The organism is Paenibacillus oryzae (assembly GCF_001675045.1).
Classification (GTDB): Bacteria; Bacillota; Bacilli; order Paenibacillales; family Paenibacillaceae; genus Pristimantibacillus; species Pristimantibacillus oryzae.
Genome location: NZ_LYPA01000065.1, coordinates 53,807 through 75,017 on the forward strand (window position 1 = coordinate 53,807; position 21,211 = coordinate 75,017).

Annotated in this window: 16 protein-coding genes; 10 read left to right on the forward strand and 6 right to left on the reverse strand. The window is 48.6% G+C overall.

Features of this window, described 5'->3' with window-relative positions; translation table 11 throughout:
- The first annotated feature begins 15 nt into the window (after positions 1-15).
- The 7 genes from A7K91_RS16310 to A7K91_RS16340 all read left to right on the forward strand — a co-directional run bounded on the left by A7K91_RS16310 (position 16) and on the right by A7K91_RS16340 (position 11,290).
- The gene (locus A7K91_RS16310; RefSeq protein ID WP_068684615.1) at positions 16-1,437 is read left to right on the forward strand and encodes a family 43 glycosylhydrolase; all 1,422 of its coding nucleotides are present in this window, start codon (positions 16-18) and stop codon (positions 1,435-1,437) included.
- 144 nt (positions 1,438-1,581) lie between these two features.
- Positions 1,582-2,433: a GNAT family N-acetyltransferase gene (locus tag A7K91_RS16315; RefSeq protein WP_068684617.1), complete on the forward strand. Its 852-nt coding sequence runs from the start codon at positions 1,582-1,584 to the stop codon at positions 2,431-2,433.
- A gap of 24 nt (positions 2,434-2,457) precedes the next feature.
- Entirely contained in the window at positions 2,458-3,234 is a 777-nt protein-coding gene (locus tag A7K91_RS16320; RefSeq protein WP_068684619.1) for a helix-turn-helix domain-containing protein, read from the forward strand.
- Positions 3,235-3,252: 18 nt separating this feature from the next.
- Positions 3,253-3,951 (forward strand): transglutaminase-like domain-containing protein, encoded by a 699-nt coding sequence (locus A7K91_RS16325; RefSeq protein WP_068684621.1) that lies wholly within the window; start codon positions 3,253-3,255, stop codon positions 3,949-3,951.
- A 114-nt stretch (positions 3,952-4,065) separates the two neighbouring features.
- Complete coding sequence (locus A7K91_RS16330; protein ID WP_068684624.1) at positions 4,066-7,419, forward strand: S-layer homology domain-containing protein; 3,354 nt, start codon at positions 4,066-4,068, stop codon at positions 7,417-7,419.
- Positions 7,420-7,552: 133 nt separating this feature from the next.
- Entirely contained in the window at positions 7,553-9,616 is a 2,064-nt protein-coding gene (locus A7K91_RS16335; protein ID WP_068684626.1) for an NB-ARC domain-containing protein, read from the forward strand.
- A 123-nt stretch (positions 9,617-9,739) separates the two neighbouring features.
- Positions 9,740-11,290: a sensor domain-containing diguanylate cyclase gene (locus A7K91_RS16340; RefSeq protein WP_156739602.1), complete on the forward strand. Its 1,551-nt coding sequence runs from the start codon at positions 9,740-9,742 to the stop codon at positions 11,288-11,290.
- A gap of 123 nt (positions 11,291-11,413) precedes the next feature.
- On the opposite strand, the gene A7K91_RS16345 is transcribed toward A7K91_RS16340, so the two are convergent.
- Genes A7K91_RS16345 through A7K91_RS16355 form a run of 3 tightly spaced genes read right to left on the reverse strand, consistent with a single transcriptional unit; the run spans position 11,414 to position 13,342 of the window.
- Entirely contained in the window at positions 11,414-12,097 is a 684-nt protein-coding gene (locus A7K91_RS16345) for a hypothetical protein (protein ID WP_068684630.1), read from the reverse strand.
- Between the two features lies 1 nt (position 12,098).
- Positions 12,099-12,968, reverse strand: coding sequence for an ATP-binding cassette domain-containing protein (locus A7K91_RS16350; protein WP_068684632.1), 870 nt, complete (start codon positions 12,966-12,968; stop codon positions 12,099-12,101).
- A gap of 5 nt (positions 12,969-12,973) precedes the next feature.
- A complete protein-coding gene (locus A7K91_RS16355) occupies positions 12,974-13,342 on the reverse strand; it encodes a GntR family transcriptional regulator (protein WP_068684634.1) in 369 nt (122 codons plus the stop codon).
- Between the two features lie 187 nt (positions 13,343-13,529).
- Here A7K91_RS16355 and A7K91_RS16360 point away from each other — a divergent pair, with 187 nt between their 5' ends.
- The 3 genes from A7K91_RS16360 (at position 13,530) to A7K91_RS16370 (ending at position 18,026) form a co-directional block, all read left to right on the forward strand.
- Positions 13,530-14,234, forward strand: a complete 705-nt coding sequence (locus A7K91_RS16360; RefSeq protein WP_068684636.1) for an ABC transporter ATP-binding protein — start codon at positions 13,530-13,532, stop codon at positions 14,232-14,234.
- Between the two features lie 2 nt (positions 14,235-14,236).
- Positions 14,237-16,561 (forward strand): ABC transporter permease, encoded by a 2,325-nt coding sequence (locus A7K91_RS16365; RefSeq protein ID WP_068684638.1) that lies wholly within the window; start codon positions 14,237-14,239, stop codon positions 16,559-16,561.
- A gap of 109 nt (positions 16,562-16,670) precedes the next feature.
- The gene (locus A7K91_RS16370) at positions 16,671-18,026 is read left to right on the forward strand and encodes an MFS transporter (RefSeq protein ID WP_068684640.1); all 1,356 of its coding nucleotides are present in this window, start codon (positions 16,671-16,673) and stop codon (positions 18,024-18,026) included.
- An 8-nt stretch (positions 18,027-18,034) separates the two neighbouring features.
- Here A7K91_RS16370 and A7K91_RS16375 read toward each other — a convergent pair whose 3' ends face one another.
- Genes A7K91_RS16375 through A7K91_RS16385 form a run of 3 tightly spaced genes read right to left on the reverse strand, consistent with a single transcriptional unit; the run spans position 18,035 to position 21,162 of the window.
- A complete protein-coding gene (locus tag A7K91_RS16375; protein WP_068684642.1) occupies positions 18,035-18,910 on the reverse strand; it encodes a carbohydrate ABC transporter permease in 876 nt (291 codons plus the stop codon).
- 12 nt (positions 18,911-18,922) lie between these two features.
- Positions 18,923-19,804: a carbohydrate ABC transporter permease gene (locus A7K91_RS16380; protein WP_068684644.1), complete on the reverse strand. Its 882-nt coding sequence runs from the start codon at positions 19,802-19,804 to the stop codon at positions 18,923-18,925.
- A gap of 38 nt (positions 19,805-19,842) precedes the next feature.
- Positions 19,843-21,162 carry an extracellular solute-binding protein gene (locus tag A7K91_RS16385; protein ID WP_068684646.1) on the reverse strand — a complete coding sequence of 440 codons (1,320 nt, stop codon included), beginning with the start codon at positions 21,160-21,162 and terminating at the stop codon, positions 19,843-19,845.
- Between the last annotated feature and the right edge of the window lie 49 nt (positions 21,163-21,211).

The window sequence follows — 21,211 nt, forward strand, 5'->3', positions numbered from 1 at the left end:
CGAGGAGAAATGAAAATGAAAAAACAAGGCTTAAATCCTTATTTGCCCTCCTGGGAATACATTCCCGATGGAGAGCCTTATGTTTTTGGCGATCGGGTTTACGTATACGGCTCCCATGATCGCTTTAACGGTTATGCGTATTGCCTGAATGACTATGTCTGCTGGTCGGCCCCGGTTGATGATTTGGCGGATTGGCGCTATGAAGGAGTTATTCTGAGGGCGGAGGACGTAGAAAACAATGAGGACCGGGATAGCTGCCTGTATGCCCCGGATGTGGCACAAGGCGGGGATGGACGATACTACTTGTATTATGTAGACAGCAAACGCTCCATTGTTTCGGTGGCGGTATGCGATACGCCTGCGGGAGACTATCAGTTTTATGGCTACGTTCAATACCCGGACGGAACGCGCCTGGGCAATCGCGAAGGAGATGAGCCCCAATTTGACCCTGGCGTATTGCGCGAGGGGGATCGCACCTATCTGTATACCGGCTTTTGCTCCAGAGGAGACCGGTCGCGCAGCGGGGCGATGGCAACGGTGCTTGGTCCCGATATGCTGACGATTATCGAAGCCCCCGTTATTGTTGTGCCAAGCGAGCCTTACAGCGAAGGAAGCGGCTTTGAGGGCTACGAGTTTTTTGAAGCGCCGTCCATAAGGAAGCATGGAGATACGTATTATTTGATCTATTCCTCCATTTCGATGCATGAGCTATGTTACGCAACCAGCAAGCATCCTACCCGGGATTTTAAATACGGCGGCGTCATTGTCAGCAACTGCGATATGCATATCGACTCCTATAAGCCTGCTGCGAAGCCAATGTTTTACGGGGGGAATAATCACGGCAGCATCATTGAAATTGGGGGGCAATGGTATATCTTCTATCATCGGCATACCAATGGAACCAACTTCAGCCGTCAAGGCTGCCTTGAGAAAATTGAAATTTTGCCGGACGGAACCATTCCGCAGGTTGAATTGACCTCATGCGGCCCTAATGACGGCCCGCTTGAAGGCTTGGGCGAATATCCGGCTTATCTGGCATGCAACTTGTTCTGCGATGAGGAATCGGTATATACCGACTTCAGCGCCTCCTGGATGAACAACCAGTTCCCCAAAATAACGCAGGACGGCAAGGACGGAGACGAGGAGATCGGGTATATTGCCAATATGAAGCATTCCGCGACCGCCGGCTTCAAATATTTTGACTGCAACGGTATTTCAAGAGTCAGCATCAAATCGCGCGGTTACGCACATGGGGAGTTTGAGGTGAGGACGGCCTGGGATGGGCCAGCGCTTGGCAAAATCCCGATTCACTTCTCCAATGTCTGGAAGACATATGCCGCCGATATCGTCATACCGGATGGAATAAATGCTTTGTATTTTACCTTTACGGGGCAAGGGAGCGCAAGCTTTGCTTCCTTCACCTTTGAGCAGCGATAAAGGAAAGCCGACAGCCGCAAGGCTGTCTTTTTTTAGGTAAGCCAAGTGGGGAAGCGGAGGCTTTATTGTTTTTTTGCAGCTCTATGACGGCTTGTCGTGTAATATGAAAGTAATAAATCTATCGCTGTCAGGGAGAGTGAAGTCATGATTACATACCGTTTGCTTAAGGGAACCCGCATTGAGGCGTTGCATGAAGCCTTTCTTGGCGTTTTTGCCGATTATCAAGTGAAGATGGATATGCCGCTGGACAGATTTAAAGAAATGCTTATAAGAAGGGGCTACGATGAAAACATCTCGTTCGGGGCCTTCAACGGCGAGCAGCTGGCGGGAATCGTGCTGAACGGACTGAGGAGCAGAAGCGGGGAAAGGACAGCCTATAATCTGGGTACGGGTGTTGTGCCAGAATTTCGCAGACAAGGCCTGACTAGCGAGCTGCTGCGCCTTGTAACCGCCAAGCTGCGTGCCGATTCCATCAGCCGTTATTTGCTGGAGGTGCTGGCTGACAACTCCCCGGCAATTGCGTTGTATTCAAAGCACGGCTTCCACAAGAAACGGCTGCTGAACTGTTACCGGAAGGAGCGGAGTAAAAAGGAACCAGAGTCTAATGCCTGGGTAATCCGCGAGGTGGAACGCTTTGATCCGGAGCGCTTTAAGGCCTTTCGCGATTTTGTGCCGTCGTGGCAAAATGATTCTGGAGCCATCAACGCAATTCCCGGCATTTTCCGTTACGCCGCAGTTTTTGATCGGGATGCCGTTGTTGGTTACGCCATTATGGCGCCGGGATCGGGAGAAATTCCCCAAATGGCTGTACATCCCGATTACCGGCGCCGTGGCATTGGCAACAGCTTGCTTGATTGGCTGGCCGGCGCAACGGAAGCGCCCAGAATCAGCATATTGAATGTTGACGCCGATTGTCATGCGGCCAACGCGTTTTTGGCGGCTTCCGGCTTTGAGGTTTTTGTCGTGCAGCACGAGATGGCCTGGACCCATTTTTAAACGCAGAAACGAGGCAGAGCAAATATGATGAAGCTATACGGAGCGGAGCATCACCTTATGGTGGTATCCGATGTCATTGATGCGGAGGAGCATGCTCATTCTTTTGTTCAGGCGGCTATATCCTTAGACTCCGCTTTCCAAATAGAGGTTGAGGGACAGCCCATAAGCTGCTGCGGCATTGTTCTTCAATCCAATGTTGTACATCGCCTCGGCGGGGCGGGCCATCCGCTGCTGATGCTGCTGATGGACAGCACCTCTGATTTGGCGGCAAGCTTTAAGGAGATCATTGGGCCGAACAAATACGGACTGATTCCGCCTGAGCTGGCAAAAGCCGCCGCCGGTTTTGCTGTAAAGCATCTGTCAGACATTGAGGACGGAACAAGCTATCTGACATTTTTGGAGCAGCTTTTGGAGCAGCTGAATGTACACTATATTCAACCAGTCATTGCGGATGAGCGAGTCGGAGAGCTGATCCAGCTTATTAAAGATTGTACCGGCTCCGAGCATTCCGTAGGCCTGTATGCGGGGCAAATCGGCTTGTCCGACAGCCGTTTATCCCATCTTTTCAAGGAAAACACGGGTATATCGCTCAGCGGCTATATTTTGCTGCACAAGCTTCAGAAGGCCTGTTACCTCATTTTTAGAGGGGTCAGCATTACCGATGCGGCGATGTCGGCCGGCTTCGACAGCCCATCCCATTTTGCCAACGCAAGCAAACGGCTGCTGGGTATGACCGCAAAGGATATTCGTAAAGACAGCGACTTTTTGCAAGTTTCCTGCCTGCATGAAATTGTACAATAATTGCAGGAGGTGCTTGATATGAAAGCATACACAAAGGAAACGAACCTGCTGAACTATTCTGATTCCGCTATTCAGATATTGATCAAAAGCCGGGGGTGGGATCGCCTGCCCGTTAAGGAGCAAATCCTTGGCATATACAACTACGTCCGCGACGAAATTTTGTTCGGATACAACAGGGCGGACGATATTCCCGCATCAGAGGTATTAAAGGATGGTTATGGCCAATGCAACACCAAGGGCGTATTGTTTATGGCCTTGCTAAGAGCTGTAGGCGTGCCTTGCCGCATGCATGGCTTTACGATCCACAAAAGCTTGCAGAAGGGAGCGATGACGGGCTGGTATTATCTTCTGTCGCCCCGTGAAATATTGCATAGCTGGGTGGAAGTGAAGTACCAGGGCAAATGGCTGAATATTGAAGGGTTTATTCTGGATCTTTCTTATCTGAACAAGCTCCAGCAAAAATTTAAACAGTGTACGGGTTCATTTTGCGGGTACGGCGTTGCAACGGACAATTTTCAAAATCCGGCGATTTTTTGGAACGAAAACGATACGTATGTGCAAAAGGAGGGCATCGAGCGCGACTTTGGCCTGTTCGATAGCGCCGACGACTTTTTCAATCAACACCGGCAAGGCTTGGGCCCGCTCAAAAGAGCCATTTTTAGCTCAATTGTCCGGCATCTTATGAATCGAAACGTTGGGCGGATCAGAAGGGGCTGAATGATGCAAAGGTTGAAACAAATGTGAGACACCCATTCCTCGCTCGCTATATTACACTATTCTGGAGTGTCCATCATCCGTTATGAAGGTAACGGTCCAAAGGAGAAATTCAGAATGTGTAGTTGGTCAGTGAAAAGGAGGCTTGCGGCGCTGCTTTTATTTTCAATGATGCTGGGCTGCTTCCCTGCGGGCATTTTTGTAGCAAAAGCAGCCGAGGGCGCTCGTCCTGCAGAGCTGGAAGGTCAGGTTTTGGTTGGAACGGCCGAGGAGTTAAATTATGTGACTCGGAATGGTGAGGATTATCTGGACCGGCAAATCCGGTTGACCGGCGACATTGATTTATCGGGCTATCAATGGGTGCCGCTAGGTAGCGATAGCGCTCCCTTCAGCGGTGTTTTTGATGGTCGGGGACATCAAATTACAGGCGTCTCCATTACTGCAGGGTCCTTGACCTCGGTGGGCTTCTTCGGAGTCGTGACCGGCGTCATTCAAAATTTGAGTGTTACAGCGCAGGTCTACAGAGGCGGAAAATATACTGGAGCATTGGTGGGTTATTTAAACGGCGGGAGTGTTATCTCCTCCAATGTCCAAGGCAGCGTAACAGGCGGAGACTCTATGGATGCAAGTGTAACGGGCGGGCTGGTCGGTATAGCTCTTTCAGATTCGCTCATTAGCGGTTCTTATTCATCCGTTTCAGTCAAGGGCGGCGTATCGCCGAATCAGCATGTGGGCGGGTTAATTGGCTCTCAAGGCGCCGGTCTGATTCAAAATTCATATTCAACTGGCGATGTCACCTATCCTGAAAGCAATATGTTTAATTATGCAGGCGGCTTGGCCGGACAGGTCGTTTATGGAACGATTGCCAATAGTTATTCAACAAGCTTTGTTTCATCTGCGGGAGCTTCCTTTTCTAGCAGTCTTGGAGGACTTGTTGGCATAATGGCATTTAGTGGAACAAGCGCCAGCGGCTCCATTAAATCTTCGTTTTTTGATCTTCTAACAACGGGACAACTTAACGGTGCAGGGCACAGCGGGGACTTTCCAGGGCTGACAGGGCTTACATCCTCCGAAATGAAGGAGGAAAGCTATTATGGAGCCGACTGGAGTTTTTCTGAAATATGGGCAATTCATGCTGACGTAAATGATGGCTATCCCTATTTGCGTCCTGATCTATTGACGCGTGAACTACCGCGCGCAATAAGGGATATTCCTTATTTGTTTACACTGGAAGCAAGAGATGGAGCAGGATCGGGCTTGAGCTGGAGCGCCGAAGGGCTTCCTCCTGGGCTGGCGCTCATGGACGAGGGCGTAATACAAGGCATTCCTTTGCAGGGCGGCCTTTATCAGGTTGAGCTTACAGCAACGGATGCAGGTGCTAAAACGGCAAGCGTTGCTTTACAGCTTCATGTTGATGAAGCAGCCCCGGATATTGCAGGCTTATCAATTGGTCCCGGCACCATGTTTGGTTCAACAAAAGCCGTAGCGGATATGGATAATCCAGCGTATTCCTTTGCTTATTGCTTGGGTGCAGGTCCTGGGAGCAGACCGCTGCTGGGAGATGAGTTGCCTGCCGATGCCGGGCCGTATTTGCCTGGCGCTGATATAACTGGCGTTAAAGCCGGACAATTTTTACAGCTCTTCGTAAGCAATGAGAATGGACAAGTTCAGTCGTGGAGCAGTATCCAGCTTGTTGAATCGCATATACAGCAGGTTCGTTTTGTGAGTTCAATATCGCTTGAACCAGCTGAATTATTGCTTGTCAAGGACGGCCCGCCAGGAAGACTAACGGTGGTTGCGGAGCCTGAGGATGCTACAAATCAGAACGTTATATGGAGCTCAAGTCATCCGGAAATTGCCTCCGTGATGCAGAACGGAGAGATTTTGCCCCTGTCGGAGGGGATGGCAGTTGTTACGGCTGTCTCGGAGGATGGAGGTTATACAGCCTCGGCAACAATAAAGGTGCAGACAACTCCCCCGATTGTGGGGGGACTTGCTGGAACAGTGCTTGGAGCAGGAGCGGAACCGCTCTCAGGTGCGGAAATACAGTTGGGAGCGCTTAATACAGAAACCGACAATATGGGGAAATTCGAGCTGGCAAATGTAGCGCCAGGAAAATATGAGCTGGTTGTGAAGGCTGCTGGCTATAAGCCTTATTCCGCAACTATTGGGATCAAAGCTGGTGAAACAATCCAACTGGATAGTGTTGAACTGATCCCTGTCCAGGCTCCCGGATCAACGACGGTGTGGCTTGCTCCGCCGGCTGTTGACACTAATAAGGATACGGTATCCGTTTCTATTAACGGGCATCCTGTCAAAGCTGCCAGCCTGAGCGAAAGAGAGGGCGGACAGTCGGTTTTGCGGGTTTTGCTGGACAAGGACCTGATTGAATCGAGGCTTGATGTACCGGGCGACTTGATCATTAACATTGGCACGGAATCACCCGTTATAAAGGTCGATTTTCCAGCAGAAGCGCTCTATGTCTTTTATCAATTCAAGCCGGATCATCTCATTCGCGTGAGCGTCAATGGCGCAAGCAGCAGCTTGCCTATGCCTGCTCTGAAGGATAGTTCAGAACATTCGACGATAACGGCAGCTATAAGCCGGTTACCGGAGGCTGCTCGAAACGAGCTGGAATCGGCATTGGCGCTGCAGGGCTTTACTATGCTGACGGAGCCCGTAGGCTTCTCTTTCTATAGAGATGGTAAAGCAATCACATTGAAAAACGGACATTATCTGGAGCAGAGCATTCCGATAACTGCCGATATTCGGAAAAAATTCTCCGTTGTTGTACGAGTGGACCACGCCGGGCGTCCGTATTTTGTACCTTCCTTATGGGGAACGGACAGCGCAACTCTCTATACAGCAACAAGCGGGTGGTTTACCGTGCTTCATTACAAGCCTGTCTTTACAGATATTCAGGAGCATTGGGCGCGAAACGACATTGAGCTTCTGGGGAGCAAACTTATTGTAGACGCGGGGGATATGCCTGATTTTCAACCGGACCGAGGAATAACCCGTGCCGAATTTGCCGCCATGCTTGTACGTGCGCTGGGCCTCGAGGAACTTCCGACATTGTCTTCCTTTTCAGATACGGAAATGTTTCCGGAATATAAACAGTTTGGGGGAGCAATCAACGCGGCCAATGCGGCTGGCCTGATTCAAGGCTATGATGACGGTACGTTTAGACCCCATGTTATCGTTACACGAGAGCAGATGGCGGTCATGCTGGCAAGAGCCATTGAATATACGGCTGGCGAGCTTTCGAAGCCGGATTTGTCAGAGCTGGAGGTGTTTAGCGACCACGCAGCTATGTCCGAATGGGCCAAAGCCGCAATGGCTCAGCTTCTGGCAGCGGGCATAATAGAGGGTGTGGGAGATGGGAGCTTTTCTCCGCGGAGCTATGCTACGCGAGCGCAAAGCGCAGTTTTGCTGGCAAGGCTGCTGCGTCACTTGACATTCATCAATTGATTAAGCAAGAGGAAGCTTTCAAAACCGCTTACAGGTGGTTTTGAAAGCTTTTTTGTGCCGTTTGCCATTCAGTTCTCTTCTTGCAATATGAAACGGCCTATTGTACAACTGGTAATGAGGTGAGAGACTGCCGATGAATGTACAATTTAAAAGACGGATAATAGGGTTTGAGACGGAAATAAAGGATGTAGCCGACTGGCTGAAAGATTCTGAATCGAAGACGGAGCTTTTCTACATTTCAGGCATCGGAGGAATCGGCAAAACGACATTGCTGCTTGAGATGGCCAAGGTCGCCAGAGGTTATGCGCCATGTGTGCTGTGGCTTGACGGGGAGGTCGGATTAACAACCTCAGGGGCATTTTTGACCACTCTGGGAATGAGTCTGGAGACAGAATACGGAAGAAAGAGAGAGGATGGGACAGTACTGCTGTCTTATCTTTTATCGGAATTATCCAGGCAACGCACCGTTTTGCTGATTGATAATTGCGAAAATATGAATTTGCTGGAGGGCTGGCTTCTTTCAAGCTTTCTGCCGAAGCTTCAATCTGCCAATGTGCTGCTGATCTGCGCCTCACGTAAGGAGCTTTCTCTAAAATGGCAGACCAATCCCTCTTGGTCACGCATTAAAAAGCTGCCGCTGGATGGTTTTACACGTTCCCAGGTTCATCACTATTTGGCCGGAACTGAATTTTCCGAGGAAAGGAAAAAGAAGATAGCGGATATGACGGAGGGACATCCGCTTGCCTTGGCGTTAGCCGTTGATCTTTTACTTTCCTCTCAAGGAAAGAGCGAGGGGATGTGGCGCGAGCTTCCGTCACTATTAAGCGCGGAGTTTCTTCGCGAGACCGCATCGCCAACCCTATACAACGGTTTAACGATGCTTTCCCTGCTGCCCGTAGCCGATCAGGGAATGCTGAATGCCTTATTGGAGTATCCGCTTGAGGAGTGTGATTTTAACAGACTCGCCTCCTTGTCTTTTATCAGAGCTACGCAACACGGTGTTTCATTGCATCATGTCGTTGCAAGACTATTGCGGGAAGAGTTTGCCCGGAAGCATCCCGTGCAATTCCAGCTTGTCAGGAGCAAGGTGCTTCATCTGCTTGCGGAGCGCTTCCAACTCGCGGATCATGAATTGCAAATGAGGCTGGCTGCTCATACTCTTGAGCTCTTCCGTGAGTTTTTGCCAACGACTCATGCCTATGCGAGCTTCGGCTCTGCTTTGAGACCGGGCAAGCGAGAGGAGTTTCGCCCCGGGGACTTGAGCAGCCTGCTTCATTTTTTAATAGCTTCCTTAAAAAAGAACGATTGGCAATCGGAACTGGTTAATGCAGCCGACTATCCGGCTTTGCTGGAGGATATTGCACAATCCTTTCCAGAAGGGCTTCTTGTAGTGCGGGATGATTTAGGGAATCCATTAGCCTTTAGCGCGGGGATATGGCTGCATACTGAAAGCTTGCCGCTGCTGGAGCGTTATGTGCCGCAGTGCAAGGCAATTTTAAGACAGGAATATGCTGCTTTATCCCGGCTGCCAAAAGAAATGTCAGACACCTTATTTGTGCTGTTGTCTGCTGTTGATCCGGAGCAATCGTTATATCGCGCCGAGGAGTTAGGAGCGCTGCTGATGCAGCAATGGCTGATTGATATGGCTAGCGGACTGCGTGGATTGGTTGCATCGGGCGATGGACAGCTAAACGTTTTATTGTCGGAGCTTGGATTTATAGAGCTAGGAAAAATAACGGTATCCGGAAAGAGAGAATTGACGCTTTGGGAGCTGGATTTCAGGCAAGCGACCTTTAACAAATGGGTTTATCGAATCATTGGTCAAGAGGGTGCTGCTATGAAGACATCTCTTCCATATGAGGATCAGCCGAATCGGCTAATTAACAGAAACGATATGAGGTCCATTCTTGAACACCTGCTTGAACCGGAGCTGCTGGCTAAGCTTCCAGTTATTCAGCGTCTAGGAATACCCCCCAAAAACGTAAGGACAGCGGTGCTGGATATTCTGAATGATGCTTCTCTGGCTGAACCATTGACGCAAATACAGAGAGAACTGTTGCTGGAAAGCTACATACGCAAGCAGCAGAATAAAAATGAACTAGCTGCTTTTTTCCATATGAGCAGATCAACCTTCTATCGGCATACCCGTCTGGCTGAAACACATCTTGCTTTTGTATTAAGCCAAAAGCTTCATTGAACATGTATTATTTTTTCATTTTTTATAGGACTTTTTATCCGGCTCTCGACATAAATTGCGGACATGTTAAAATAAAAACAGATATGGACAAAATGTGAGCAAGCTGCGAAGGAGATAACAACCTTGAGCCCCTCAGAAGTTTGGATGTCTGTTGTCTTTTATTGGATACCTATGCTGGTCTTTTTCTATATGGGCGCCGATGTGTTATTGCGAAATCCGAAGAAGAGCGAGCATATTTTGGTCAGTCTTACGATTTTTTGCTATTTTCTTCTATTTATGGAGGAGTATATTAGGTATCTGCTGCCTATAGAGTATAGCCCTGCGCTATCTGCCTTTTGGTTTGCCAATATCGGGATTGCGATTCCCGGTTTGGGGTTTCATTTGCTTGCCAAATTGATGGGCTTGGATAAGCGGCTTCCAAAGCCGTGGTATCCTTATTTGTTTCACATTTTACTGCTGGCAATTCCGGCAGGATTCCTCAGCAGCGGGAAGCTCATTTCCGCCCAACAGTTTGTTGATACCGGTCTATGGAAGTGGCCGGTAGCCAATGAGGCCTATTATGGCACCCTCACAGCCAGCCTTATTTTGAGCTTGATTCCCATTGTATGGCTTCGTGTTGTACGCAAGAGAAAAGGACGTGCCGCCCTTAACGATCATTATGGCATATTCCGATGGCTGGAGTACGGCAGCTTCCTGACTTTTTTATGGGTAGTTGTATTCGGTTACTTCCGGTTTGGCGAAGTCATTCCTCCCTATTCCTATTTGTACGCCGGCTTAATCTGGTGCTTCATCCTGCGATTGACCATGCAAAGGTATGAATTTCTGAATTTTCCGAGTCATCGCTACGAAAAAATATTTCAGCTGAGCCCTCAGCCTATCCTGCTGGTTTCCATGTCGGGCGATATTAAGGAAGCAAATCCAAGCGCCAGACGTATGTTTGACAAAGTTAATCTTGATTCTGCAAATCTTGCTTTGTTACACGGGCAACCGCTTGCCGAGAAATTGCAGGAGCGGGCTGAAATCCGTGACCTGGAAATAGTGCTTTCCAATGGCGACAGCGTAATAGATGTAATGATTAATGGGGATTATGTCACGGTTAACAACGAACCCCATATGATCTTTCTGATTTGGGATATTACAATTAAGAAGGAATATTTGAGGAAGATGGCATTTATGGCTTATCATGATCCGTTGACGGGACTGTCGAACCGGCGCCATTTCTATGAACGGCTTAATCTTGCAACTGACGAATGTCGTAAAAATGGCAATGAGCTCGTTGTTTTGTTAATTGATCTGGATGATTTTAAGCTTATCAATGATTATTACGGTCATGAGGCTGGAGATACAATGCTGCAGCATGTTGCGAACCTAATCTGCAATTTTGCCGGAGAATCCGGACTTGCGGCAAGACTTGGCGGGGATGAATTTGTTTTGTTTATGCCTGCATCTCAAGGGGACGATTTTGCTGAGCTTGCCAATCAGTTGGAAGAGATGTCGGAATGCAACAGGCTGGAGTATGAGGGAGAGCAGTTATCCATCAATATGAGCGTAGGCCTCAGCCGTTATCCCTTGGACGGTAAAACAACGGAAGAGCTGATCAAGTTTGCGGATCATTCCATGTATCAAATGAAGCACAGCCGCAAAACCATGTTGCTGCCATCATTGCCGGGTTAATCTATTATCCAACTTGTCTGTAAATGGTAGGGAAAAGGGTGTCTTGAAGGCGAGTTTTGAGCTTCCAAGACACCCTTTTCCGGCAGGTACCGGTTTTGCAAAAAACAATTCAATGTTCATTTTTTAATACGTACGCACCCTCGTAAACAGCCAGCCGCCTGCTACAAAAGCAAAATAAAGCAAAATATTGAACCAAACCCCCAGCAGAAGCAAATCGTTAAATAGCAAATGTTGAAAAAAAGAGACGACATGGATGCGCAATGAAGGAATTGCAGTTCCGACGGGAATAGCTGCAATCAGCAGAGCGGACAACAGCCATCCTACAGGGTTGGCGTATCCCGAAACCAGCATACTGAGAAGCGCCATCGCCATCAGGTAAAAAACGAACTGATAAAGGAACGAGCCTGCAAAACCGAAGTCGTTCCAATGAAAGGCTTTGACGAGCTCTACGGTCTGATCGTTATTTTGAAATACATTCATTTGCACAAAATTCCACATCGAGTTGATTAATGCAACGGCAAACGCCCAGGTAGCATAGACGGCGTGCAAGCCTAAAAAATACTGAGCCCGGTTTACGCCCAAATGCGCGATTCGTTTGTAGTAGCTAAGCGGCAAAACGATGGCTGTCAGCGGCAGCAGAATAATGAGCATATTGGCTTTTGAAAGATTGGTAATATCGGGGATATCCGAAAACAAGATAATAAAAAGCTCGGTAATCGTACCTAGCACAATAATGCCCAAAATAAACCATATATAAATCTTGAGCTGCATGTACGTGGCTTTTAAATGAAAGGCTAAAGTCCTCATTTCAGAGCCCCCCTTCAATCAAATACAGGAATAGCTTCTGAAGACTTAACGTTTCAATCGAAAGCCCTTGCTCTTTGGCAAACCGCGTTTTTTGGTCATCCAGCTTTTCATAGATGGCCGCAAGCATACCCCGTCCATACGCCTCTTGATATATAACACGCTTGCCGCTTGTAAAAGAAGCGACAGCCTCCGAATTTCCCCGAATGAGATAGGCGGACATGCGAATTTGCTCCATGTTTTCCTGCAAAAGGAGGGAGCCTGCTTCCAGGATGCAGATTTTCTCAACAATAGGGGCGATTTCATCAATTAAATGTGTAGATAACAGAATCGTGCGCGGATGATTGGCGTAATCCTCCATCAGCGCTTTATAAAATCGTTCTCTCATCAATACGTCCAGCCCCAGCACCGGCTCATCATATAAGGTTAGCGGCGCCCGGCTTGCCAATCCGATTATATTGCCAATCAGAGAGCGGGTGCCGCTTGAAAGCTGGCGTATTTTTTGTCCAGGGTCAATCAGAAATAGCTTGAGCAGCTCCCTTGCGTAATCCCAATCCCAATGGGGATAAACAGCGGCTGCTATCTGCAAAACCTCAATAACCCGCGCTCCCCCGAAATGGGAAAACTCGGCGCGGACATAACAGCAGGCATTCGGCTGCTCTCTTTTGCTCAGCTTCCTCCCATAAACCTCGATCGTGCCAGAATCTGCTCCGATTCCACCGGCGATGGTGTTAAGCAATGTGGTTTTACCGGCGCCATTACGTCCGAGCAGGCCATAGATGGCACCTTCCTCCAGCTGTAAGCTCAAATTCCGCAATGCAGTGGTTGCACCGTAAGATTTGGTTATATTGTCGCAAGCCAAAGCTATACTCACGGGTTTCAGTCCTTTCTCAGCTGTTTGATCATGTTTATGATTTCATCGGTTGTCAGCCCAAGCTTGTCGGCTTCGCTTAGCAGATCGGCCAGCATTTCCTTATGGAAGCGTTCCTTCCGCTTCTGCTGGATTTTCACCTTTGCATCGGCCGATACAAACATGCCAAGCCCTCTTTTTTTATATACAATCCCTTCATTTACAAGCAGGCCGATTCCTTTAACGACGGTTGCCGGATTGATCTGAAACAGCTGAGAAAACTGGGCAACGGAAAGAATCTGCTCGTCCACGCGGAACGTGCCGTTCAGAATGTCATCCTCGATTATATAAGCGACCTGCTGAAAAATCGGTATATTTTCATCGAAAGTAATGGTCATAGCTCCACCATTCGTCCTATTAGTATGTTACTCACCTAACATACCATAATAGATGAGAAATCAATTGTCAATAGCAGTTAATACAAGAAATATAGACCGGAAAAGAATATTGACAGGGGGAAATATGTGTATTACAGTATGCTACATGAGTGACATACCGACATACTTGGATGAGGAGATGGAAAACATGAATAAGCTGATTGAATTCAAAAACGTGACAAAAGAGTATAAAGTGGGCGAGGTATCGATTAAGGCGCTGGATGGCGTCGACTTCTCCATATCGGAGGGGGAATTCGTTGTCATTTTGGGAGCAAGCGGAGCGGGCAAAAGCACGATTCTGAATATACTGGGCGGAATGGATACGGCCTCCACGGGCCAAGTATTTGTTGGCAGGCAAGACATCACGAAGCTGAATGAGCGGAAATTAACCCGTTATCGCGGCGAAAAGATTGGTTTCGTCTTTCAGTTCTACAATTTGATTCCCAACTTGAACGCATTGGAAAACGTCGAGTTTGCCGCCGAGGTATGCAAGGATCATCTGGATGCCAGGGATATTTTGAAGAAGGTAGGCTTAAACAGCCGGATCAAAAACTTTCCTTCCCAGCTCTCCGGGGGCGAGCAGCAGCGGGTGGCGATTGCGAGAGCCGTTGCCAAAAATCCGCTGCTGCTGCTCTGCGACGAACCAACCGGGGCATTGGATTATGTAACAGGCAAGGCGGTGCTGAAGCTTCTGGAGGACTTGAATACCGAGATGAATAAATGCATCGTTCTGGTCACTCACAATTCGGCAATCGCCGAAATGGCTGACAAAATTATCAAAGTTAAAAGCGGTAAGATTGAAAGCATTACAATCAATGAAAACAGGCAACGCGCTGAAAGGATTGAGTGGTAAGCATGAAGCTTTTTTACAAATTACTCCGGGATATTAAACAATCGGCGGGACAGTTTCTTTCTTTTGTGCTGGTTATCGCCGTAGGGTCCTTTTTCTACACAGGACTAGCTACGCTAAGCAATAATTTGAGCACTTATACAGAGGCTTATTTTGAAGAGCATAATTTAAGCGATTTGAATATCTTCTATCGTGAAATCTCTCTGGAGGAGATTGCAAAGCTACGTCATATGGAGGGGATTCAAAAGCTCGAAGGACGGTATACCATCGACGCTTCGGAGGCTTTTGAAGGTTACCAGACTACCTTGAAGCTCCACTCCATTCCAGCTAACAATGACATTAATACGCTGGCTATGATTGAAGGGAATCCTCCGGCAAGCAAAGACGGGATTGTATTGGATTCCCGTTATGCTAAAGAGCATCACTATACAATCGGAGATAAAGTCGTCATCCAGGTCAATAACAAGGAACTGAAGTTTACGATTAGCGGCTTGGGCGAAAATGTGGAGCATACTAAAAAAAATAGTACACAGGATCATAAAAACTATGGAGTGGCTTATGTTGCAGAAGAGAGCATCGCTGAGATTGCGGGGCGATTATTTTACAATGAATTAGTTGTGGATGCCAAGGAAGGCTACGATATACACCAGCTAGGGCGGTCCATTGAGGAGCAGTCTGCGGGGCTTTCCTATCTGGGGCAGGAGAGTAAGGAAAGCTTGTTCAGTTATTCGCTTCTGAAGGAGACGCTTCATAACAATGGGCTAATGAGTAAAGTGATTCCGCTTGTTCTCTTTTTGATAGAAGCCATTATCTTGTTTTTAGCGATGTCCCGAATGATTGAATCCCAGCGAAATCAGGTTGGCATTATGAAGGCGTTAGGCGTAAAAAATAGCAGCATCATGCTTCACTATATGGGTTATCCCGTGTTGGTCGGCATCGTGGGGGCAATCGCGGGTTATGTTGTTTCCGCTTTGGTTTTTGTTCCCTACATCGAGATGTCGAATGCCAGGTCTTATTCGCTGCCAGGCATTCAGTTTGCCTTGACCTATCATTTAATAGTGCCGCCCATTATCGTATCCAGTCTGTTCGGGGTGCTTGCATGTTATTTAAGCGGCAGAAAATTGCTGAAGGAACGAGCAGCTCAAGCTATGCGTCCTAAACCGCCAAAATCAATGAAGGCTATAATAATCGAAAGAATTCCGGGATTATGGAGTCGTTTGCCATATAGCTATAAGCTTGTTTTTCGCAATATTTTTTTGAATAAACGTAAAGTGCTGGCAAGCTCGGTTGGCGTAATGGTCAGTACCATTTTGTTAATTACGGCATTTGGCACTCAAGCGTCGCTGCAAAAGGTTGCGGGACAATTTCAGCAGGTTTATACCTATGATTTGAGGGTCGATTACAAGACGGAGGAAGCCCTGAATGAAGCGGAGCTGCCTGCCGGCATCAAGAGCCATTACGCCCTGTCTGTAATGCCCATTGCTTTGAAAGCGGGAGACCAAACCGAAAAAGCCTCGTTAGTTGTAACAGAGAAGGATAACGGCCTTGTTCATTTTTATGATGAAAAAGATAATCCTCTTTATCTGAATGATCAGGGCGTGTTTGTCCCGAAATCTTATGCCGATCATTATAATATTGCCGCAGGCGACACCATTCAAATTGTGTTTTCGGGGGCCGAAATGGGCGATAAGGCCGTCGAGATGAAGGTGCTGCAAATTTCTACCCAATATTCCACCCCTTCCTTTTATGTCACGCCGGATTATTTGTCCAGCTTTGGAGTGGCCTACAAGCCAACTACGCTTCTGGTCAAAGCCGATCCTTCGGCACAATTGGAAAGCGTCAGGAGCTATTTTCAGCAGAATCAAGATGTTGTTTCGATTTATGATACGGATGATCTTCGAAAGGAAGCCCGTTACATTTTGCAGCAAAACAGCTTCGTTTTTATTATGTTTATCATATGTGCGGTCATTCTTTCGTTTGGCGCCATCTACACCATATCGTCCATTAACATCTTCGAGAGAAACCGGGAGCTCGCAACGCTCAAAGTATTGGGCTATTACAAGAGCAAAATCTACCGGCTTATCTTTTCTGAAAATGTAATCATAACAACGCTGGCAGTGCTAGTGGCGTTTCCAATTTGCGGCTATGTGTATGAGCTGGTTGTCAAAGCATTATCGAGCACGCATCAGCAAATTCCGGACCAGTTGAACATTGGCATCGTATTAATGGCTGCCCTGGCGGCGTACTGCCTTACCATAGCTGCCAACTTGATGCTCAGACGCAAAGTGTCCCGAATCGATATGATCGAATCTCTTAAAGGATTGGAATAGGAATCCCTGATTTGAGGGATTGATGAGTGAGGATGTATATGTCTATAATTCAGATATTGCATGGGAGATGATTTGGACAGCGGCATGGGTGCCGAGAAGGAGGACGCATATGAATAATCAACCATCACTTTCTCCTCAACGGCAAAAAAGCCGCTCTGATAGAGTGAATGAGTACGTAAAATCGCCAGAAAAGCAGCGCCGGCTGTATAAAAAAACGTTATGGATTGTTGTCGCCTCGCAAATCTTCGGAGGAGCGGGGCTGGCTGCCGGGATTACCGTCGGTGCGCTGCTGGCGCAGGACATGCTGGGCAACGACAGCCTATCCGGCCTTCCCGCCGCCTTGTTTACGCTTGGCTCCGCGGCGGCGGCGCTTATTGTGGGCAGGCTGTCCCAGCGGTTTGGACGCAGGGTCGGGCTGGCCGCCGGATTTATCGCGGGCGGAGCCGGAGCGCTTGGCGTTGTGTTTGCTGCGCTTTGGGGGCAAATCGCGCTGCTGTTTGCGTCCCTGCTGGTGTATGGCGCGGGCACAGCTACCAATCTGCAAGCCCGGTACGCAGGTACGGACCTGGCGAAGCCGAGCCAGCGGGCTAAAGCAATCAGCATAGCGATGGTCTTTACAACGATTGGCGCGGTGGCGGGTCCCAACCTGGTGGAGCCGACCGGCCGCATGGCGACCTCCATCGGTCTTCCTGCTTTGTCGGGGCCGTTTGTTCTGGCTGCGGCCGCTTATTTGATAGCGGGCCTCGTGCTGCTGCTTTTTCTGCAGCCTGATCCCTTTATAGTCGCCAAGGCGATAGCCGAAGAGGAAAGCCTGACTAAAAGCACGCAGATGAAAGGCGGCAAAAATCCTCAGGCGAAGGAAGAGGCAAGCCATCCTGAGAGCGTCCGTAACCGAACAGGACTTATTGTGGGAGCAACGGTTATGGTGCTTACCCAAATCGTTATGGTCGGTATTATGGTTATGACGCCCGTCCATATGAAGCAGCATGGCCATGGTCTTGGCGATGCGGGTCTGGTAATCGGCATTCATGTTGCGTGCATGTATTTGCCTTCCCTGCTGACCGGCGTGCTGGTGGACAAGCTCGGCCGTACGTTTATGTCCTACGCATCCGGCGTAACGCTGCTGCTGGCGGGTTTGACCGCAGCTATTGCGCCAGGCGAATCCATGGGCCTGCTCATTGTGGCGCTGGCGCTGCTCGGCTTAGGCTGGAACTTTGGCCTGATTAGCGGCACGGCAGCCATTATCGACGCCACAACGCCTAAGGTTCGCGCGAAGACGCAAGGCACGGTCGATGTGCTGATTGCATTGGCAGGCGCATCTGGCGGCGCTTTGTCCGGCATGGTTATGGCAGGCGTTGGTTATTCCATGCTTTCCCTTGCCGGAGGTTTGATGGCCTTGCTGCTTATTCCAGTGGTGGCCTGGTCGTGGAGGAGGAGTGCAGCCGCTTATCCTGAAAAGGGGTAGATGCTTATTCACCCTTTTACAGAGCCGGCTGTAATGCCCTCCATAATCTGATTGCTCAGGAACAGGAACATAACTAGGATAGGCAAAATGCTGATGACCAGCGTTGCTCCAATGGAGCCCCAATCCGTCGTATATTGACCGACGAAATTTTGTACGCCTACCGTCAGCGTTTTTAGCGAATCCGAGCTGATAAAGGTGTTGACGAATATAAATTCGTTCCAGTTATAAATCATATTGATGATGGCTGTTGTGGCAATAACCGAGCTGGTCATGGGCAGCACGATTTGAAAAAACAACCGGTGAATGGAGCAGCCATCCATAATGGCTGCTTCTTCGACTTCCTTTGGCAGCGCATAATAAAAGCCGAGCATAATCATAATCGTGATCGGCAAATTAAAGGCGACATAGGACAAGATCAGCGATAAGGGATGGTCCGTCAAGCCCGCTTTGTTAAACATGCTGAAGAGCTGGATCAAGGTGGAATGAACGGGAATCATAATAGCCACCATAAACAGCCCCAATACAAAGGAGCTTAGCCTCCACTTCATGCGGGTAATTGCAAAAGTAGCCAGTCCGCCAAGCATGATCGTCAGCGCGGTTGCGGCTAGCGTAATCCATACGCTGTTAAAAAAATAGACATTAATGTTGCCTGCCTCCCAAACCTTCTGGTAATTTTCCCAGCGGAATTGAACGGGCAAGGAGAGGGGAGGCAAATTAAAAACTTCCTGATTGTTTTTAAGCGAAAAAAAGAACAGCCATACAAGCGGCAGCAGCTGAAGAGCGGCAACCAGAATCAGGACGGCATAAAGCAGACTAAAGCCGATTGGTCTGAAGCCTGCCGCCGGCCTTGGCTTGACAGATGGCGTTGCTGCTTTTGGTAACACTAGGCTTCCCCCTTATGAATATTCAATCGGGTCCTTTGTTGCTGTAAATCTGCGAATCACCCAGGTTGCGGCCAAACAAATGATCAGCAGGAAAAAGCTGATCGCGCTGCCGTAGCCGAAATCGAAGGTGCGAAACGCAATCTTATACATGTAAGAGGCCATAACCTCGCTGGAGCCGAATGGACCGCCATCGGTCATGACGTAGATCAGGTCGAAATATTTTAAAGAGCCAACAACGGCAAGCACAACCGTTACCTTAACAACCTCCATAATGAGAGGCAGCTTGATTTTCCAGGCGATTTGCAGACTGCTTGCGCCATCGATTTTGGCTGCTTCCTCCATCTGGGCCGGAATGTTTTTGATCGCGGCATAATAAATCAAAATGTAAAAGCCCGCATATTGCCACAGAATCGGGACAAACAGCGCAAACAGCACAAGCTTTGGCTCCGACAGCCAGGCGGGCGGATCGCTAAAGCCAAGCGTCTCCAGCAGCGTATTTACAATTCCGTTGGTAGGATGGTACATCCGCAGCCATAGCTGTGCAATGGCAATAGAGGAGAGCAGCATCGGAATCAGGTAGATTTTGCGAAACAGATTGGCGCCCCTGATTTTTGATGCCAGCACCATAGCTACGGCAAGGTAAAGAAGCAGGCTTAATGTTGAAAAAACAGCAAGCAGGAGGGAGTGCCAGGCACTCCCCCAGAAAGCTGCGTCTCCAAGCAATTTTGTATAATTGTCCAATCCGATAAATGAAGGCTGCCCGATTCCGTTCCATTTGTTTAACCCGTAATAGGCTGTCAAAGCGATCGGAATATAAATAATCGTTAAAACAACAAGCAGGGCAGGCAGCACGTACAAGGCAATGATTCCTTTATTGGACATCACTTTGTCCACTTTTTTCGGCTCCTCTCGTCAGGTCGTGTATGCAAAGGCTATTTGGAGTCGGCAACGGCCTGGCTGTGCTTCTCCGAAAATTCCTCCGGCGTGACAGCTTTTTCGAATAAGGCCTGGATCATGTTCAAATGGGTTTCCGCCGCGCTGGCTGCCATCTGCACATCAGCAAATAGCGTGACGCTGCTGGCTTTGTTCATTTCGGTGAACAGGTCGATATAAAGCGGAGGCAAACCAAGCGACGATGTATCTACCTTGGTAGCCGGTATGACGCCTGCTCCCGTTACGGATTGCTCTCCCCATTTGTTTACAAAATATTCGACAAAGGCTTTGGCCTCCTGTTGAACCTCCGAGTTTTGAGCGACGAACAAGCCAACCCCGGGTCCGCCAACCCAGCTGTTGATATCGCCTTTCCCGCCTTCGACGGTAGGGAATTTGAAAAACCCGACATTATCCCGGAACTCCTTGGGAATGTCGTCGTTGGTCGTGAAGTTAGGCAGCTCCCAAGTGCCCATTAAATACATGGCCGCTTTGCCATTCAGAAATTCAGCTTTTCCTTCTTCATTGGATAAGCCGTTAAAGCCTTTAATAAAGGCATTGCTGTCTACAAGCGACTGCATTTCCCTTGCAGCCTGAACCAGTCCTTCATCCTGAAAGGAGCCGGAGCCGCTGATTGCATCAGCCAGCGTTTGTTGTCCGGCAATGCGATCCGCCAAATACATATACCATAACGAGCCGGTCCAGCGATCCTTATTGCCCAGCGCAATTGGCGCTATGTCATTTTCGGACAAGGTTTTGATAACGGCTTTGAGCTCCTCGTAGGTTTGAGGCGCCTTTAAGTCATACTTTTCAAAAATAGCTTTATTGTAATAAATAGGAGCAATGTTGAATTCAAGCGGCAGCGCATAGGTTTTGCCGTCAATCGCGTAAGCCTCGGTTGTTCCGGCTACAAACTTGTCCTTGAGTTCGCCGCCAAGCAATTCGTCAAGCGGCATAAACAAATTGCCCTCTACATAGGGCTGCAAAAAGCCGGCTGCCCATGTAACGCCTACATCGGGCAATTCATTGGAGGAGGAGAGCACCTTCAGCTTGTTTTTATATTGCTCATTGTCCAGCACCTGCTGCTTGATCGTAATATTGGAATGTTCGTTTTGATAGTCGTTGATGATCTGATTGACAATTTTGTTTTGTCCCGCCGATACGCCTTCAGGCCACAGATGCATAAAATTGATGGTGACCTTGCCGCCGGAATCTCCGGAACCTCCTTTGGTTCCGCCTTCATTTTCGCCTTTGGCGCAGCCGGCCGCTAATAAGGCCAGGCACATTGCCGCGAGCAGTATACTCCGTTTTTTACTTGCCATCCCTTCAAACATCCCCTTTCAGTATAGGCATCACGGATTTGAAACCGCT

What these genes read in the sequence shown, in the direction of transcription:
- A7K91_RS16310 (WP_068684615.1), top strand. Translation starts at nt 16, where the DNA reads ATGAAAAAACAAGGCTTAAATCCTTATTTGCCCTCCTGGGAATACATT.
- A7K91_RS16315 (WP_068684617.1), top strand. Translation starts at nt 1,582, where the DNA reads ATGATTACATACCGTTTGCTTAAGGGAACCCGCATTGAGGCGTTGCAT.
- A7K91_RS16320 (WP_068684619.1), top strand. Translation starts at nt 2,458, where the DNA reads ATGATGAAGCTATACGGAGCGGAGCATCACCTTATGGTGGTATCCGAT.
- A7K91_RS16325 (WP_068684621.1), top strand. Translation starts at nt 3,253, where the DNA reads ATGAAAGCATACACAAAGGAAACGAACCTGCTGAACTATTCTGATTCC.
- A7K91_RS16330 (WP_068684624.1), top strand. Translation starts at nt 4,066, where the DNA reads ATGTGTAGTTGGTCAGTGAAAAGGAGGCTTGCGGCGCTGCTTTTATTT.
- A7K91_RS16335 (WP_068684626.1), top strand. Translation starts at nt 7,553, where the DNA reads ATGAATGTACAATTTAAAAGACGGATAATAGGGTTTGAGACGGAAATA.
- A7K91_RS16345 (WP_068684630.1), bottom strand. Translation starts at nt 12,097, where the DNA reads ATGAGGACTTTAGCCTTTCATTTAAAAGCCACGTACATGCAGCTCAAG.
- A7K91_RS16355 (WP_068684634.1), bottom strand. Translation starts at nt 13,342, where the DNA reads ATGACCATTACTTTCGATGAAAATATACCGATTTTTCAGCAGGTCGCT.
- A7K91_RS16360 (WP_068684636.1), top strand. Translation starts at nt 13,530, where the DNA reads ATGAATAAGCTGATTGAATTCAAAAACGTGACAAAAGAGTATAAAGTG.
- A7K91_RS16365 (WP_068684638.1), top strand. Translation starts at nt 14,237, where the DNA reads ATGAAGCTTTTTTACAAATTACTCCGGGATATTAAACAATCGGCGGGA.
- A7K91_RS16370 (WP_068684640.1), top strand. Translation starts at nt 16,671, where the DNA reads ATGAATAATCAACCATCACTTTCTCCTCAACGGCAAAAAAGCCGCTCT.
- A7K91_RS16385 (WP_068684646.1), bottom strand. Translation starts at nt 21,162, where the DNA reads ATGGCAAGTAAAAAACGGAGTATACTGCTCGCGGCAATGTGCCTGGCC.